The organism is Amycolatopsis sp. NPDC004378, from assembly GCF_053602455.1.
In genome coordinates this window covers 172,295-187,389 of the sequence record NZ_JBSGDR010000009.1, presented here as the reverse complement: position 1 = coordinate 187,389, position 15,095 = coordinate 172,295, and the positions used below count along the sequence as shown (strand labels likewise).

At 72.7% G+C, this 15,095-nt stretch carries 17 protein-coding genes and 1 riboswitch; of the genes, 5 read left to right on the top strand and 12 right to left on the bottom strand.

Translation table 11 applies throughout. The features are described from left to right. Positions 1-3 precede the first annotated feature (3 nt). Complete coding sequence (locus ACWEN0_RS26130) at positions 4-204, bottom strand: hypothetical protein (RefSeq protein WP_451978609.1); 201 nt, start codon at positions 202-204, stop codon at positions 4-6. A gap of 97 nt (positions 205-301) precedes the next feature. Here ACWEN0_RS26130 and ACWEN0_RS26125 point away from each other — a divergent pair, with 97 nt between their 5' ends. Next, positions 302-748 (top strand): pyridoxamine 5'-phosphate oxidase, encoded by a 447-nt coding sequence (locus ACWEN0_RS26125; protein ID WP_451978606.1) that lies wholly within the window; start codon positions 302-304, stop codon positions 746-748. A 28-nt stretch (positions 749-776) separates the two neighbouring features. Then, entirely contained in the window at positions 777-1,352 is a 576-nt protein-coding gene (locus ACWEN0_RS26120) for a hypothetical protein (protein ID WP_451978603.1), read from the top strand. 12 nt (positions 1,353-1,364) lie between these two features. Here ACWEN0_RS26120 and ACWEN0_RS26115 read toward each other — a convergent pair whose 3' ends face one another. Further along, the gene (locus ACWEN0_RS26115; protein ID WP_451978600.1) at positions 1,365-1,934 is read right to left on the bottom strand and encodes a Uma2 family endonuclease; all 570 of its coding nucleotides are present in this window, start codon (positions 1,932-1,934) and stop codon (positions 1,365-1,367) included. A 130-nt stretch (positions 1,935-2,064) separates the two neighbouring features. Further along, a complete protein-coding gene (lepA, locus tag ACWEN0_RS26110; protein ID WP_451978597.1) occupies positions 2,065-3,906 on the bottom strand; it encodes a translation elongation factor 4 in 1,842 nt (613 codons plus the stop codon). Between the two features lie 115 nt (positions 3,907-4,021). On the opposite strand from lepA, the gene ACWEN0_RS26105 reads away from it, so the two are divergent. After that, positions 4,022-4,642, top strand: a complete 621-nt coding sequence (locus tag ACWEN0_RS26105; protein WP_451978594.1) for a class I SAM-dependent methyltransferase — start codon at positions 4,022-4,024, stop codon at positions 4,640-4,642. On the opposite strand, the gene ACWEN0_RS26100 is transcribed toward ACWEN0_RS26105, so the two are convergent. Together ACWEN0_RS26100 and ACWEN0_RS26095 are read right to left on the bottom strand one after the other, a co-directional pair. Further along, positions 4,639-5,013 carry a VOC family protein gene (locus ACWEN0_RS26100; protein ID WP_451978591.1) on the bottom strand — a complete coding sequence of 125 codons (375 nt, stop codon included), beginning with the start codon at positions 5,011-5,013 and terminating at the stop codon, positions 4,639-4,641. The genes ACWEN0_RS26105 and ACWEN0_RS26100 overlap by 4 nt on opposite strands. A gap of 23 nt (positions 5,014-5,036) precedes the next feature. Continuing rightward, on the bottom strand, positions 5,037-5,900 hold the full coding sequence (locus tag ACWEN0_RS26095; protein ID WP_451978588.1) for a DMT family transporter: 864 nt from the start codon (positions 5,898-5,900) through the stop codon (positions 5,037-5,039). Positions 5,901-6,230: 330 nt separating this feature from the next. Here ACWEN0_RS26095 and rpsT point away from each other — a divergent pair, with 330 nt between their 5' ends. Beyond that, on the top strand, positions 6,231-6,491 hold the full coding sequence (gene rpsT / locus ACWEN0_RS26090) for a 30S ribosomal protein S20 (RefSeq protein ID WP_013228460.1): 261 nt from the start codon (positions 6,231-6,233) through the stop codon (positions 6,489-6,491). A 66-nt stretch (positions 6,492-6,557) separates the two neighbouring features. Here rpsT and holA read toward each other — a convergent pair whose 3' ends face one another. Next, on the bottom strand, positions 6,558-7,538 hold the full coding sequence (gene holA / locus ACWEN0_RS26085) for a DNA polymerase III subunit delta (RefSeq protein WP_451978585.1): 981 nt from the start codon (positions 7,536-7,538) through the stop codon (positions 6,558-6,560). A 136-nt stretch (positions 7,539-7,674) separates the two neighbouring features. Continuing rightward, positions 7,675-7,808, top strand: a riboswitch (SAM riboswitch). A 13-nt stretch (positions 7,809-7,821) separates the two neighbouring features. Between holA and thrC the strand changes: the two genes are divergently transcribed. Further along, positions 7,822-9,087 carry a threonine synthase gene (thrC, locus tag ACWEN0_RS26080; protein WP_451978582.1) on the top strand — a complete coding sequence of 422 codons (1,266 nt, stop codon included), beginning with the start codon at positions 7,822-7,824 and terminating at the stop codon, positions 9,085-9,087. Positions 9,088-9,210: 123 nt separating this feature from the next. Here the strand turns inward: thrC and ACWEN0_RS26075 are convergent, their stop codons facing one another. The 6 genes from ACWEN0_RS26075 to rsfS all read right to left on the bottom strand — a co-directional run bounded on the left by ACWEN0_RS26075 (position 9,211) and on the right by rsfS (position 15,061). Then, positions 9,211-11,583 (bottom strand): ComEC/Rec2 family competence protein, encoded by a 2,373-nt coding sequence (locus ACWEN0_RS26075; protein WP_451978579.1) that lies wholly within the window; start codon positions 11,581-11,583, stop codon positions 9,211-9,213. After that, positions 11,580-12,296 (bottom strand): helix-hairpin-helix domain-containing protein, encoded by a 717-nt coding sequence (locus tag ACWEN0_RS26070; protein ID WP_451978576.1) that lies wholly within the window; start codon positions 12,294-12,296, stop codon positions 11,580-11,582. The genes ACWEN0_RS26075 and ACWEN0_RS26070 overlap by 4 nt, the downstream gene beginning before the upstream one ends. Positions 12,297-12,460: 164 nt before the next feature. Then, a complete protein-coding gene (locus ACWEN0_RS26065; RefSeq protein WP_451978573.1) occupies positions 12,461-13,318 on the bottom strand; it encodes a DegV family protein in 858 nt (285 codons plus the stop codon). A gap of 4 nt (positions 13,319-13,322) precedes the next feature. Further along, positions 13,323-14,051 (bottom strand): diglucosylglycerate octanoyltransferase, encoded by a 729-nt coding sequence (gene octT / locus ACWEN0_RS26060; protein ID WP_451978570.1) that lies wholly within the window; start codon positions 14,049-14,051, stop codon positions 13,323-13,325. A gap of 3 nt (positions 14,052-14,054) precedes the next feature. Further along, positions 14,055-14,669: a histidine phosphatase family protein gene (locus ACWEN0_RS26055; RefSeq protein WP_451978567.1), complete on the bottom strand. Its 615-nt coding sequence runs from the start codon at positions 14,667-14,669 to the stop codon at positions 14,055-14,057. Further along, positions 14,666-15,061: a ribosome silencing factor gene (gene rsfS / locus ACWEN0_RS26050; protein ID WP_451978564.1), complete on the bottom strand. Its 396-nt coding sequence runs from the start codon at positions 15,059-15,061 to the stop codon at positions 14,666-14,668. The genes ACWEN0_RS26055 and rsfS overlap by 4 nt, the downstream gene beginning before the upstream one ends. Positions 15,062-15,095: the final 34 nt, after the last annotated feature.

Below are 15,095 nucleotides of genomic sequence, written 5' to 3'. Positions count from 1 at the left end.
TCGTCAGGAGCCCGGCTTCCACCTGGCCCGGACCTGCCGCCACACCAGGCCCACGAGGGCGACGAGCACACCGGCGCAGATCGGCCACAACTGGCGCAACGGCTGCTGGTGGATCAGGTGCACCCCGGCGAACGAGAGAACCAGGAACGCCACGAACGCGGCCGGGAAGTACTTCCGGCCCCAAGCGGAGTCGTCGTCGCGCATTTCTCTCCTTCGCGGGTGAGCCAGTCAACCACGTCCCACCCACCGTTCATCCGGTGATTCCGGAACACCCGGTTCGCCCCGCGGGTTAGGTTGGGGCATGAGCGTTGATCTGGAGCAGGTGCGCACGCTGTCGCTGAAGGAAAACGGCCTGGCCACGGTCGCCACCACCCGGGCGGACGGCACCGTCCACGCCTCCGTCGTCAATGCCGGCGTCCTCGCGGACCCGGTGACCGGCGCGCCGGGCGTCGCGTACGTCGCGGTCGGGCAGGCGCACAAGCTCGCCCTGCTGCGGCGGGCCGGGCACGCCACCGTGACCTTCCGGCGTGGCTGGAACTGGGTCTCGGTCACCGGCGCCGTGCACCTCATCGGGCCGGACGACCCCGACCCCGCCTTCGACGCCGCGGGCCTGCCGAAGCTCCTGCGCGACGTGTTCATCGCCGCCACCGGCACCCACGACGACTGGGCCGAGTACGACCGCGTGATGGCCGAGGAGCGCCGGGTCGCGGTGTTCGTCACGGCGGACCGGATAATCGGCAACCCCTGATCCCACCCGGCCCCCAGGAGTCGTCCCGTTGTCCGAGTCCCCGCTCCGCGTCACCACCCCGGTCAAGGTCCTGGTCGGCGTCTTCGCCGTCGCCGACGCCGGGTTCGGGGTGGCTCTTGCCCTGGGCCTGGTGCGCGGCCTTTCGCCGTGGCTGATCGGCGGCGCCTACGCGGCCACCGTGCTCGTCGCCGTCTTGGCCTACCGCGTCTCCCGCGCGCGCATGCTCAAGCGCGGCTTCGAAGGCCTGCGCGACCTCACCATCGGCGACGAAGGCATCCGCCTGCCCGCGGGCACGCTGAGCACCCGGGTCGTGCCGTGGTCGCAGATCGCCGACGTCAACCCCCGCCGCTCGGCCCGCTTCGGCGACGGCTACCTGCGCGACGCCCTCTGGCTCGACCTGGTCACCGGCGGCGGCGTCGAGAGCTCGGTGCAGCGGTACGCACCCCGCGCCCGCCTCGAACCGGCTCCGCCGCACCGGAGGCAGTTCGACCAGACCGCGATCCTCGACCCGGTCCTCTTCGACGCCGTCGTCGACCGGCTCCGGAAGGAGCTGCGCAACCGGCAGCTGCACGCCCAGCTCCGCGGCACCCCGCGCATCCGCTGACCGGCGCCCGGTTCAGCCGAGCCGGCCCAGCAGCTCCCGCGGCACGATCCGCACCGGGTACGGCCGCTCGACCTCCAGCGCCTCGTCACCCGCGGCCTTGGCCACCTGGTGGTAGTGGCCCTCCTCGTCCAGCTCGAACACCGACAGCGTGGGGTCGGCCGGGTCGATCACCCAGTAGCTCCCGGTCCCGAGCCGCTCGTAGACCGCCTTCTTGAGGTTGAGGTCGTAGATGGCGGTGCTGGGCGACAGCACTTCGACGGCCAGCACCGGCGGCGCCGGCAGGTCCTTCTCGGTGAAGTCCCCGACCCGGCCGACCAGGACGTCCGGCTGCAGTTCGATCCGGTCGCCGTGGTGCACCGCGAAGGGCGCCCCGAAAACGTCGAACTCCGCCGGGCACACCGCTTCCAGCACGCCGTAGAGCCGGTAGGTGATCTTCTGGTGCCGGGCACCGGGTGCCGGGGTCACGAGCAGCGCCCCGTCGATGAGCTCGTATCTTCGCCCGTCATCCGGCATCCCCTCCAGGTCGCGCACCGTCATGGGGCCCGACCCGGCCGGATACTGGATGTCCGTCATGGCAGTCATGGTGCCCTCCTTTCGCTCTTCACACCAGAGCACCAGACAGCACCGACAGAAACCGCATCGAACACGGGTTCGGCGCCCATATTCACACGAAGGCGTGAATATGGGCGCCGCTGTCACTTCAGCGTGACACTTACTTCTTGCTCTTCCCGGTGTCCTCAGTGGACAGAGCGGCGACGAAGGCTTCCTGCGGGACCTCGACCCGGCCGACGGTCTTCATCCGCTTCTTGCCTTCCTTCTGCTTTTCCAGCAGCTTCCGCTTCCGCGAGATGTCACCGCCGTAGCACTTGGCGAGGACGTCCTTGCGGATCGCGCGGATCGTTTCGCGCGCGATGATCCGCGAACCGACCGCCGCCTGGATCGGCACCTCGAACTGCTGGCGCGGGATGAGCTCGCGCAGCCGCGTCGCCATCCGGTTGCCGTAGCCGTACGCCGCGTCCTTGTGCACGATCGCCGAGAACGCGTCGACGGTTTCGCCCTGCAGCAGGATGTCCACCTTGACCAGGTCGGCGATCTGCTCGCCGGCCTCTTCGTAGTCCAGTGACGCGTAGCCGCGCGTGCGCGACTTCAGCGTGTCGAAGAAGTCGAAGATGATTTCCGCCAGCGGGATGTTGTAGCGCAGCTCGACGCGGTCCTCGGACAGGTAGTCCATGCCCAGCAACGTGCCGCGCTTCGTCTGGCAGAGCTCCATGATCGTGCCGACGAACTCCGACGGCGCCAGGATGCTGACCTTCGACACGGGCTCGTGCACCTCGGCGATCTTCAGCCCGCTCGGCCAGTCGGACGGGTTCGTCACGACGACCTCGCTGCGGTCCTCCAGGATCACGCGGTAGATGACGTTCGGCGCCGTCGAAATCAGGTCGAGGCCGAACTCGCGCTCGAGCCGGTCGCGCGTGATCTCCAGGTGCAGCAGGCCGAGGAAGCCGCAGCGGAAGCCGAAGCCCAGCGCCACCGACGTCTCCGGCTCGTAGTCGAGCGCGGCGTCGTTCAGCTGGAGCTTGTCCAGTGCCTCGCGCAGCTCGGGGTAGTCGGACCCGTCCACCGGATACAGTCCCGAGTAGACCATCGGCTTCGGCTCGCGGTAGCCCGCCAGCGCTTCCTTGGCGCCGTGGCGCTCCGACGTCACGGTGTCGCCGACCTTGGACTGCCGGACGTCCTTCACGCCGGTGATCAGGTAGCCGACCTCGCCGACGCCGAGCCCCTTGCTGGGCTTGGGTTCCGGCGAGATGATGCCGACTTCCAGCAGCTCGTGCGTGGCGCCGGTGGACATCATCTTGATCTTCTCGCGCGGCGTGATCTTGCCGTCGACGACCCGGATGTAGGTGACGACGCCGCGGTAGGTGTCGTACACGGAGTCGAAGATCATCGCGCGGGCCGGCGCGTCGGCGTCGCCCTGCGGCGCCGGGACCTGCTTCACGACCTCGTCGAGCAGCTCGGCGACGCCCATGCCGGTCTTGGCCGAGACCCGCAGGACGTCCTCCGGCTCGCAGCCGATGATGTGGGCGAGCTCACCCGCGTACTTGTCGGGGTCGGCCGAGGGCAGGTCGATCTTGTTCAGCACCGGGATGATCTGGAGGTTGTTCTCCAGCGCCAGGTACAGGTTGGCCAGCGTCTGGGCCTCGATCCCCTGCGCGGCGTCGACCAGCAGGATCGCGCCTTCGCACGCCTCCAGGGCCCGGGAGACCTCGTAGGTGAAGTCCACGTGGCCGGGGGTGTCGATCATGTGCAGGACGTGGTCCTGGCCGTCGACCTGCCACGGCAGCCGGACGTTCTGCGCCTTGATCGTGATCCCGCGCTCGCGCTCGATGTCCATCCGGTCGAGGTACTGGGCGCGCATCGCCCGCTCTTCCACGACGCCGGTGAGCTGCAGCATGCGGTCGGCCAGGGTGGACTTGCCGTGGTCGATGTGCGCGATGATGCAGAAGTTCCGGATCAGCTCCGGCGGCGTGAAGGTGGTGTCGGCGAACGTCGTCACTCGAATGAGTCCTCGGAAAGTCGGGGATGGCCACCTCTATGTTCCCATGGCCCTCCGGGTGCGGGTGGGGGTCATCCCCGATGCGGGGTTCGGAGATCCGTGGTGCCCTCGAAGGATGAGCACTTCGCCCCAGCCGGCACCCCCTCCCCAGCCGGAGACCAGCGGCTTCGCCCGCGTTCTCGACCGTGCGTTCGGTCACCCCTCCGGACCGCTCGGCCGCCTCGGCGGCTGGGTGATGGCGCGGGGCAACGCCGCCACCGAACACCGCGTCGTCGACCTCGCGAAGATCGAACCGGACGAGACCGCGCTCGTCGTCGGGCCCGGCCCGGGCGTCGGCCTGGCGGCCGCGGCCCGGCTGGCCGGGCGCACGATCGGCGTCGACCCCTCCCCCGAGATGCTCGGGCTCTGCCACGAGCGCTGCGGCGAGACCGTCGAGCTGCGCGAGGGCTCGGCCGCGCGCACCGGCGAGCCCGACGCCTCCGTCGACGTCGTGCTGACCGTGAACAACGTGATGCTCTGGGACGACCGCGCGGCCGGGTTCGCCGAGCTGTTCCGGGTGCTGCGCCCCGGCGGGCGGCTGCTGCTGTCCGCGCACGAGAAGTGGCTGCCGGTGAGCAGGCACGTGCTGGCCGACGAAGCCGCCGAAGCGGGCTTCGCCGACCTCCAGACCTGGACCTGGGACCCGCCCGGCTTCGCCGCGCTCGCCGCGCAGCTGCGCGCCGTCAAGCCCGCCTAGCGGGTGTCCGTGCGGATCGGGTGGCCCTCCGGCACCTCGATCAGCACGATGCGCGTGCCGTCCGGGTCGGCGATCCAGGCCTCGTCGAGGCCCCAGGGCTCCCGCTGGGCGTCCCGCACGGGTTCCAGGCCCTTCGCCGCGAGGTCAGCCATGGTCCCGGCGAGGTCCCGGACCTGCAGCCAGAGCACCAGGTCGGGCGACGCGCCCGTCTCGCCCCGGCCCGAGACCTCCAGGGAGCCGTGGCCGAGGAAGAACACGGTGCCGCCGGGGAACTCGCGCTCCACGGCGAGGCCCAGGGTGTCGCGGTAGAACGCCGTCGTCGCCTCGACGTCACGCGGGCGGATCAGCAGCCGGCTCTTCAGGACTTCCATCCGACCATGCCTACCGGACGGGCTCAGGCGGCCGCAATCGCGGCGATGCCGGTCAGCACGATCACGGACCCGGTGAGCCGCCGCACGGCGTCGCTCTCGCCCAGCACCAGCCAGGCGGCGAGGCCGCCGAGCACGATGCTCAGCTCCCGGGCGGGCGCGACGAGGCTGACGGGCGCCATCGTGAGCGCGAACAGCACGAGGATGTACGCGACCGGCGAGAGCACCGCGACCAGCAGCACCTCGCGGCGGTGTTCGCGCCAGACCCGGGTCACCTCGGCCCGGTCGGCCAGCGCGCCGGGCACCAGCAGCACGCTCTGCAGCACCGAGCCGAGCCCGAAGTAGACGACCGGCGGCACGCGGAGCCCGGTCACCGAGTGCGCGTCCCAGAGCGTGTAGCCGGCGATCACGGCCCCGGTCAGGAGGCCGTAGAAGATCCCGGCCTTGACCGCCTGGGGGTCGCCCGCCTTGCGGCCGGTGCTGATCACCAGCACCCCGGCGATCACCAGGAACGCGCCGACCAGGCCGAGCCATCCCGGCCGCTCGCCGAGCACCAGGACGGCGGCGAGCACCGAGAGCAGCGGCCCGGTACCGCGGGCGACCGGGTAGACGACGGAAAGGTCGCCGACGCGGTACCCGCGCTGCAGCACGACGCCGTAGGCGATGTGCAGCACCGACGTCACCACGGCGGCCACCAGCCAGCTCCACTGTGGACGTTCCGGCTCGACCACCAGCAGCACGGCCGTGACCGGCAGGAGGAGCACGGCGGAAACCGTGTAGTAGAGCCAGACGAACTGGGTGCCGCCGGAGGAGATCCGCTTGGCGGCGAGGTTCCACGCGGCGTGCACGACGGCCGCGACGAGGACGAAGGACAGAGCAGTGGCGTTCACGGGACCCCTTCGGGTTTTCGCGCGCGCGAAAACCGGGTCCTCCAGGCTTTTGCCCCGTCAGATGAACGACCGGCCGTCCGGGCCCGCCGATGGTGCCGCTCGGACCAGACCCGCCGGTCCTGGTTGTGTGGTGCGGGGAGCGCGGACCGGCGACGGAACCCTAGGCACTGACTCCGCCCCACCGTACTCCCGGTTCCGGACGCGCGCGGCGCGGCTGTTAAAGTGGTCGCTCGCTGCCCGTGCGGCATTCCGTCATGGAGGAAACCCGCTTCCGAGCGGGGCCACAGGAGCGCGGCGGCGAATCTCACCGAGTGAAACAGGAGTTGCCCTATGGCCAACATCAAGTCGCAGATCAAGCGCATCACGACGAACGAGAAGGCGCGTCAGCGCAACCAGGCGATCCGGTCCTCGGTGAAGACCGCGATCCGCAAGGTCCGCGAAGCCGCCGAGGCCGGCGACAAGGCAAAGGCCGTCGAGCTGCAGCGCGACGCCGCCCAGAAGCTGGACAAGGCCGTCTCGAAGGGCGTCATCCACGCCAACCAGGCCGCCAACAAGAAGTCGGCGCTGGCGAAGCGCGTCAACGCGCTCTGAGCCGCTTGATTTCTGGGAAAGCCCCGGCTCCGGCCGGGGCTTTTTCATGCCCGGACACGCACGTCGTCACCGATCGCCCTTGGCGGCCGCCACCTCCAGCACGGCTCGCTCCAACGCGTAGCCCGGGTCCGCCGCCACCCCCTTGACCTCGGCGTTCAGCCTCGCCACCACGCGCATCGCCGTCGCCAGGCCGTCGGGGTTCCAGCCGCGCGACTGGCCCTGCGCCTTGCGGATCTTCCACGGCGGCATGCCCAGCTCGCCCGCCAGCTGATTCGGGTTGCCCCGCCCCGCGCCGGACACGCGGGCGATCGTGCGGACCGCGTCGGCCAGCGCGTCGGCCACCAGGACGTGCGGGACGCCCAGCTGCATCGCCCAGCGCAGCGACTCCAGCGCCGCCGAGCGGTCGCCGCCGACCGCCTTCTCCGCGACCGCGAACCCGGTCACGTCGGCGCGGCCGCGGTGGTAGCGGCGGACCGCGTCGGCGTCGACCGTCCCGCCCGTGTCGGCCACCAGCTGACCGGCCGCCGAGGAGAGTTCCCGCAGGTCGGAGCCCACGGCGTCGATCAGCGCGGCCACCCCGGCCGGGTCGATCTTGCCGCCCGCCCGGCGCACCTCGTGCCGCACGAACTGCTCGCGCTCGGCCGGCTTGGTCAGCTTCGGGCACTCGGTGACCTCGGCGCCGGCCTTCTTGAGCGCGGCCGGCAGCGACTTGCCCGCCTTGCTGCGGCCCCCGCCGGTGTGCACGACGACCAGCACGACACCGTCCGCCGGGTCCTTCAGGTACGACGCGACGGCGTCGGCCAGCTCCTGCGAGATGTCCTGCGCCGACTCCAGGACGATCACACGGCCTTCGCTGAACAGCGACGGGCTGACCAGTTCGGCGAGCTCGGGCGCTGTGAGTTCGGACACCCGGACGCGGGTCAGCTCGGCCGTCGCGTCGACGGCGCGGGCGGCGCCGAGCGTCTCGCGGACGGCCCGCTCGATCAGCAGTTCTTCCTCGCCGAGCACCAGGTGCAGCGGGGCCGGGGCGGTGGCTTGCGCGGTCACGGACGAATCCTCTCACTTGCTCCTTCGTGCCCCCGCTCCGGTGATGTCGGGCGGCCACCATGGCACAGCGTGACCGCCATGTCGTACGGTGTCCTCGAGGCGGCGCGCTGACTCGCGCGCACCGACAACCGAATACCGCTCATCCAGAGGGGCAGAGGGAACGGCCCGACGAAGCCCCGGCAACCGGCGTACAGCCCGTCATCCCGCGATCGCGGGGTAGCTGACGACCACGGTGCCAATTCCGGCCCGCTTCGGCGGGGCAGATGAGGAAAGGAACCTCGCGATGACCGCCACCCTCGGAACGACCTCCACCACGAAGACCCCGGATCTCGGTCCCGCCGTCGAACTGGTGTCGAAGGAAGAGGGACACCGGCAGCCGCTCGCCCCCGAGTTCGTCTCCGCCGAGGACTTCTCGCCGCTCGAGGTCGCCTACGACTTCGGCCGCGTCCGCCGTGAGGACATCGAGGCCGGCCCCAAGAACATCTGGCGCTACAAGAAGCTCCTCCCGGTGCCGTCCAACGTCGAAGAGATCCCGAACACCGAGCCCGGCGCGACCCGCCTCATCCGCGCCGACCGGCTCGCGAAGGAGCTCGGCCTCAAGCGCGTGTGGGTCAAGGACGACACCGGCAACCCGACGCACTCCTTCAAGGACCGCGTCGTCGCCGTCGCCCTGGCCGCGGCGCGCGAGTTCGGGTTCGAGGTGCTCGCGTGTCCGTCGACCGGCAACCTGGCCAACGCGACGGCCGCCGCCGCGGCCCGCGCGGGCTGGCGGTCGGTCGTGCTGATCCCGAAGACCCTCGAGCGCGCCAAGATCCTCACCACCGCGGTGTACGACGGCGACCTGATCGCCGTCGACGGCAACTACGACGACGTCAACCGCCTCGCCACCGAGCTGGCCGGCGAGCACCCGAAGTGGGCGTTCGTGAACGTGAACGTCCGGCCGTACTACTCGGAAGGCTCGAAGACGCTGGCCTTCGAGGTCGCCGAGCAGCTCGGCTGGCGCATCCCGCCGCAGATCGTCGTGCCGATCGCCTCCGGTTCGCAGCTGACCAAGGTGGACAAGGGTTTCCGCGAGCTGGGCCAGCTCGGTCTCGTCGACGCCAGCCCGTACAAGGTGTTCGGCGCCCAGGCCACGGGCTGCTCGCCGGTGTCGACGGCGTTCCGCGAGGGCCACGACGTGGTCCAGCCGGTGAAGCCGGACACGATCGCCCGTTCGCTGGCGATCGGCAACCCGGCCGACGGCCCGTACGTGCTCGACATCGTCAACCGCACCGGCGGCGCGATCGAGGACGTCACCGACGAAGAGGTCGTCGAGGGCATCCGCCTGCTGGCCCGCACCGAGGGCATCTTCACCGAGACGGCCGGCGGGGTCACCGTTGCCACGGCGAAGAAGCTGGTCGAGACGGGCAAGCTGGACCCGGACGCCGAGACGGTCCTCCTCATCACCGGCGACGGCCTCAAGACCCTCGACGCGGTCGAGAACCACATCGGCCCGAAGGCGACCGTGCCCCCGTCGGCCAAGGCCGTGAACGAGGCCCTCGGCTACTGACGTCCGCCGCCGGGGCGAGCCCGCGTGCCCGCCCCGGCGCCATGGCCTCCTTCCGTTCGCGCGGTGGGCGGTTCATCGGCCGGGGTGCTCCTCGCCCGGCCACGCTCCCGGTGGCCGCCGGGATCACCGGCGCGGCGGACCGCGTGGCTCGCCCCGGCGGACGATCGCCGGGCCCGCGACCACCGCCGTGTCGCCGTCCAGGTCGGTCCGGGTGACCAGGGCGCCCAGCCCCGTCAGGCTGTCCATTGTGGACTTGCTCGGGTGGCCGTACGTGTTGCCCGCGCCCACGCTGACCAACGCCATCCGCGGGGCCACCGCCGCGAGGAACGACGGCAGCGAGTAGCGCGAACCGTGGTGGGGCACCTTCAACACCTCCGCTTTCAGGTCGCCGACGTCGGCCAAGAGGTCCGCCTGCGCCGCCAGTTCGACGTCGCCGGTCAGGAGCACCCGGCCCGCCGGGGTTTCCGCGCGCAGGACCACCGAGCTGTTGTTGATCGTGGTGCCGTCCTGCTGACCGGCCGAGCGGGCCGGGACGTAACGCGGGCCGAGCACGTCGAGCGAAAGCCCGGGCCACGCCAGCTTCTCCCCCGGGCTCAGCTCCACCAGGGGCACTGCTTGCCGCTCCGCCTCCGCCGCCACCTGGCGCCACGCCCACTCCGGCGCCCGCCCGGGGCCGACGGCGACACCGCCCACCGCCCGGCCGTCGAAGACCGACGCGAGCCCGCCGATGTGGTCCGCGTGCAGGTGGCTCAGCACCAGCAGCGGGATCCGGTCGACGGCCAGCCGCTGCAGGCATTCGTCGACCGGCCCCGGTTCGGGCCCGGTGTCCACGACGACCGCCCGCCCGGGCTCGGCGGTCGCCAGCACGACCGCGTCGCCCTGGCCGACGTCGCACTCGACCATCGCCCAGTTCCGCGGGGGCCACGCCGGCGCGAGCACCCGGACCGGCACGAACACCAGCAGGGCGCCGACCACCAGCACGGCCATCGCCAGCCGCACGCGACGACGCCGGGCCGCCAGGACCAGCACCGCGAGGACGGCGGCGGCGAGCAGCCCACCTGACCAGCCACCCGGCCACGGCACGACCGCGCCGGGCGCCCGGGCACCGTGACGCGCCACCGTGATCAGCCACTCGGCCTCCGGACCGGCCAGGTGCACCAAGACCTTCCCGGCGCCCGGCCACCAGGGACCGGTGACCGTGGCCAGCACGCCGAGCACCGTCACCGGCGCCACCACGGGCGCGGCGAGGACGTTCGTCAGCACCGACACCAGGCTCACCGAACCCGCCATGCCCGCGATGACCGGCGCCGTCACCAGGAACGCCGCCAGCGGGATCGCCAGCCCTTCGGCGAACCCGGGTGGGACGCCGCGGCGGACCAGCGCGCCGGCCCAGCGGGGCGCGAGCAGGACCAGCCCGGCGGTGGCGAACACCGAGAGCGCGAACCCGAAGTCCGTCGCCATGGCGGGATCCGCCACCACGAGCACGCACACCGCGAACGCCAGCGCGGGCAACGCCGAACCCCGCCGTCCCAGCGCCAGCGCCAGCAGGGCGACCGCCGCCATCACCCCGGCCCGCAGCACGCTCGGTTCCGGGCCGACCAGCACGAGGAACCCGGCCAGGCACACGCCGGCGGCGACCGCCGACAGCCTGGGGCCGAGCCGCAGCAGGCGCAGCAGGAGCAGGACGGCTCCGCACGCCACGGCGAGGTTTCCCCCGCTGACCGCGGTCAGGTGGGCGAGTCCCGCGGTGACGAACTCCTGCTCGACCCGCGGCGACAACGCGCTCGTGTCGCCCAGGACCAGTCCCGGTATCAGGCCGGCGGGTTCGTCCGGCAGGACCTGGCACAGGTCGTGGAGACCGGCGCGCAGGCCGGCCGCCGCCCGCTGCCACCACGGCGCCGGGCCGGGCTCCCCCGGCGGGCCGCGGACGGACAGCACCGCGACGGTCAGGTCCGCACCGCGCGGCGGCAGCAGCATGCCGGTGGCCGTCACGTCCTGGCCCGGCACGAGGGCCGCCCACTGCGCGACCGGTGCCAGCAGCAGGACGCGCCCGGACGACGAGACCGGCCGGCCGTCGACCGCCGCCGTGCGGACGTCGGCGGCCAGCACCACCGACCGGGCACCCGCCTGCTGATCGGCGTACCCCGCGCTGCGCACGGGTTTCGGGCGTTCGGTGACGACGACCCGCAAGGCCGCCGGCAGCCCGTCGCCGGTCGCGGCGCGCAGGTCGTCTGCCTGCGCGCCGCGGATCCGCCAGGCGACCGGACCGGCGGCGACGAGCCCCAGCACGAGCAGTGCCGCCGCCGCACCGAGCACTCGCGGCCGCCCCCGCGCTCGCCAGAGCACCAGCCCGGCGAGCACCGCCGAGACCAGGCCGACGGCGACCGCCGTCCACCAGCCCAGCAGCAGGCCGCCCAGGGCCGCGAGCCAGCAGGTCAGCGCCGCTGGGACCAGGCGCATGTCCTGGCGGGTGTCGATCGGGGGAAGGGTGCTCATCCGACCGTCACCTGCCCACGGAGTTTCTCGAACTTGCTTTCCCCGATCCCGGAGACTTCGCGCAGTTGCTCGACTTTCGTGAAGCCGCCGTGGTCGGTGCGCCACTGGACGATCCGCTGGGCCGTCACCTCGCCGACGCCCGGCAGCGTGTCCAGCTGGTCCGCGCTGGCCGCGTTGAGGTCGACCTTGCCGGCCGCCGGGGCGCCGCCCGGGCCGGCGGGTGGTGCCGGTGCCGGGATCCCGACCGCGAGCTGTTCGCCGTCGGTCACCCGGCGGGCGAGGTTCAGCGCGTTCAGGTCCGCGCCGGGTTCGGCGCCGCCGACCGCCCGCAGCACGTCCGCGACGCGGGCGCCCTGGGGGACGGTGACGAGACCGGGCGACCGCACGCGGCCGATCACGCTGACGACGAGGCCGGCCTGGGGTGCGGCCCGGGCCGATGCCTCACTCGCCGGTTTCGCGCTGGGGAGCGCAGGTGGCGACTCGGGCACCGGACGGCCCCCGAGGAGCGCGACCGAGCCGAGGACGATCACCACGACCGCCGCGAGGACACCGGCGAACGCCCACCGGCGGCGGCCGGCACCGGCCGGCAGCCAGCGCCGGACCAGCCGGCCGCCCGGCCCGACGGTGGTCGCGTCGGGCGAGAGCTGGTCGGCCAGCCAGGCGAGCCGGTCGTTGACGGGAGGGCCCGGATCCCGGGCGGGCTGCTCGAACACACGATCGACGTTAGGGCCGCGGGGAGGCGTCCGACAGGGGTGTCGCCGCGTCCTGTGGACAACCGGGGTGATGGGGATGGATCCCTCCGGCCCGGCCCGGGAACGGCCGTTTCCGTCGTACCCGGGTGGCATGCTGGAGGGTTCGGCGCGCCACCCGGCCGCGGCTACCGGCGGGAGGGCACCGCCCGCTGGACGACCACGCCGAGCACGCCGGGCCCGGTGTGCGCCCCGATCACCGCGCCCAGTTCGGAGACCACGCAGCCCGCCGAGCGCGGCACCGCTTCCTCCAGGCGGTTCGCCAGCTCGACCGCCCGCTCCGGCGAGGCGAGGTGGTGGACGGCGAGCTCGACGTCGTCGTCCTTCGCGGCCTGCGCGGCGAGCTCGACCAGCCGCGCGAGCGCGCGGTTCATGGTGCGGACCTTCTCCAGCGGCAGGATCCGGCCGTCCGACATGTGCAGCACCGGCTTCACCGCCAGCGCCGTGCCCAGCAGGGCCGCCGCCGGGCCGATCCGGCCGCCGCGGCGCAGGTGGTCGAGGGTCTCGACGACGAACAACGTCGACGAGCAGCCGGCCGCCGTCACGGCCGCGGCCTCGACGTCCGCCGCGGAAGACCCGGCCGCGGCGGCGTCGGCGGCGTGCAGCGCGGCGAACCCGAGCCCCATCGCCGTCGTGCGCGAGTCGACCACGCGGACCCGGTCCGGCCCGACCTCCTGCGCCGCCAGCACGGCCGCTTCCCAGGTGCCCGACAGCTCGCGCGAAAGGTGCACCGAAACGATCGCGTCCGCGCCGTCGGCGAGCGCCTTGCGGTACTCCGCCGCGAATTCGGTGGGTGTCGGCCGGGAGGTCGTCACGATCTTGCGCTGGCTCATCGCTTCGGCGACCGCCGCGGGGCCGGTTTCGACGCCGTCGAGGGATACCACGCCGTCGACGAGGACGTGCAGCGGCACCACCCGGACCGAGTGCCGTTCGGCGAAGCCCTCCGGCAGGTGGGCGGTGGAATCCGTGACTACGGCGACCGACACGCCGTCAGCCTACGTGGCCGGGAGCCGGGACCGGCGCCAGCAACACGGACATCGCGTCCCCCACCGACGCGTGCCCCTGCCAGCCCCAGTGCATGCCGTCCGGGTTGCCTTCGCCGCTCAGGACGTGCTCTGCGACAACGGCTTCGAGGTCGAGCAGGGGAACCCGTGCCCGCGCGCCCCACGCCGCCATCGCCGCCGCCGCGGCGGGACGCGCGGTGTGCACGCCGCCGTAGGCCGCGGCCCGGTGCACCGACGGCAGCCACCCGAAGATCGGCAGTTCGGGCCGCAGGACGCGCAACGCCTCCACCGCCATGTCGAGGTACTGCACCGTGAGCTTCGCGGGCAGCACCGCGGGACGACCGCGGAAGGCGACCGAAAGCCGGGGCTGCGCGGCGAGGTAGGCCTTGCGCACCACCCGCCGGACCGGGTCGGGCCGCAGGTACCGCAGGCCCGTGCGCAGGTAGGTCGGCAACGGCGAAGGCAGCGTGTCCATGCTCCCGATCGCCAGCACGACCGCGTCGACGTGGTGCAGGTCGGCCCAGACGCGCGGATCGCCGGTCAGCGACCACCAGACGTCCCGCGCGGTCCAGCCGATGCCCGCGACCAGGTCCGCGGTGCCGCCCAGGGCCGCGGCGGCGACGTTGGGCCACAGCCGCGGCTCGTCCGCGGCGCAGGGTCCTTGGGGACCGTGAAAGCTCAGCGAGTCGCCGAACACCAGCAGGCGCGGCCCCATCGGCTAGCCGTGCATCCCCGCGTTGTAGGCCTGCAGCCGCCACTTGTCGTCGCGCCGGCCCAGCTCGACCCAGTGGCAGTTGGAGATGCCGCCGAGCGACGGCCAGGTCTCCACCGGCAGGTTCAGCAGCCGCGCGGTGAGCGCCGTGATCAGCCCGCCGTGCGCGGCGAGCAGCACGGTGTCGCCGACTTCGGAGTTGGCCTGCAGCAGGTCGGCGACCACCTCGCTCGCCCGGTCGGCGACGTCGAGGCGGTTCTCGCCGCCCGGCGGTGCCCAGGTGGCGTCACGGCGCCAGCGGTCGCGCTCGCCGGGGTAGGCCTCGTCGACCTCCGCGCCGGTCATGCCCTGCCACTCGCCGAGGTGCGTCTCGCGCAGCCGCTTGTCGATCCGCAGCGGGACGCCGATCGCGTCGGTGAGCACGGTGGCCGTGTCGGTGGCGCGGCGCAGGTCGGACGCGATGACGAGGTCCGGGGAGAACCGGGCCAGCGCGGGAACCGCGAACCGGGCCTGGTTCCAGCCGCGCGGGGTCAGCGCCGAGTCGAGGTGACCCTGCATGCGTCCGGCGGCGTTGTAGTCCGTCTCGCCGTGGCGCCAGAGCACGAGCCGCCGCGGACTCACGGGGCGTCCGCGTCCTCGTCGGCGGGCTGTTCGTCGAGTCCGGCGACCTCGATGCGCGGGCAGTCCTTCCACAGCCGTTCGAGGCCATAGAACGTGCGCTCCTCGACGTGCTGGACGTGCACGACGACGTCGACGTAGTCCAGCAGGACCCAGCGGCCCTCGCGGGCGCCCTCGCGGCGCACCGGCTTGTGCCCGCTCTCCCGCAGCTTCTCCTCGACGTTGTCGACGATCGCGCCGACCAGGCGCTCGTTGGACGCGGAGGCGATGACGAAGGCGTCGGTGATGACGAGCTGCTCGGACACGTCCAGCACGACGACGTCGCTGGCCTTCTTGTCCGCCGCCGCGTGTGCGGCCGCTACGGCCAGCTCTCGTGCCTCGGACGTGGCTGCCACAGTGCTCCTTCACAGATCGGGTTCGCCCGAGAAG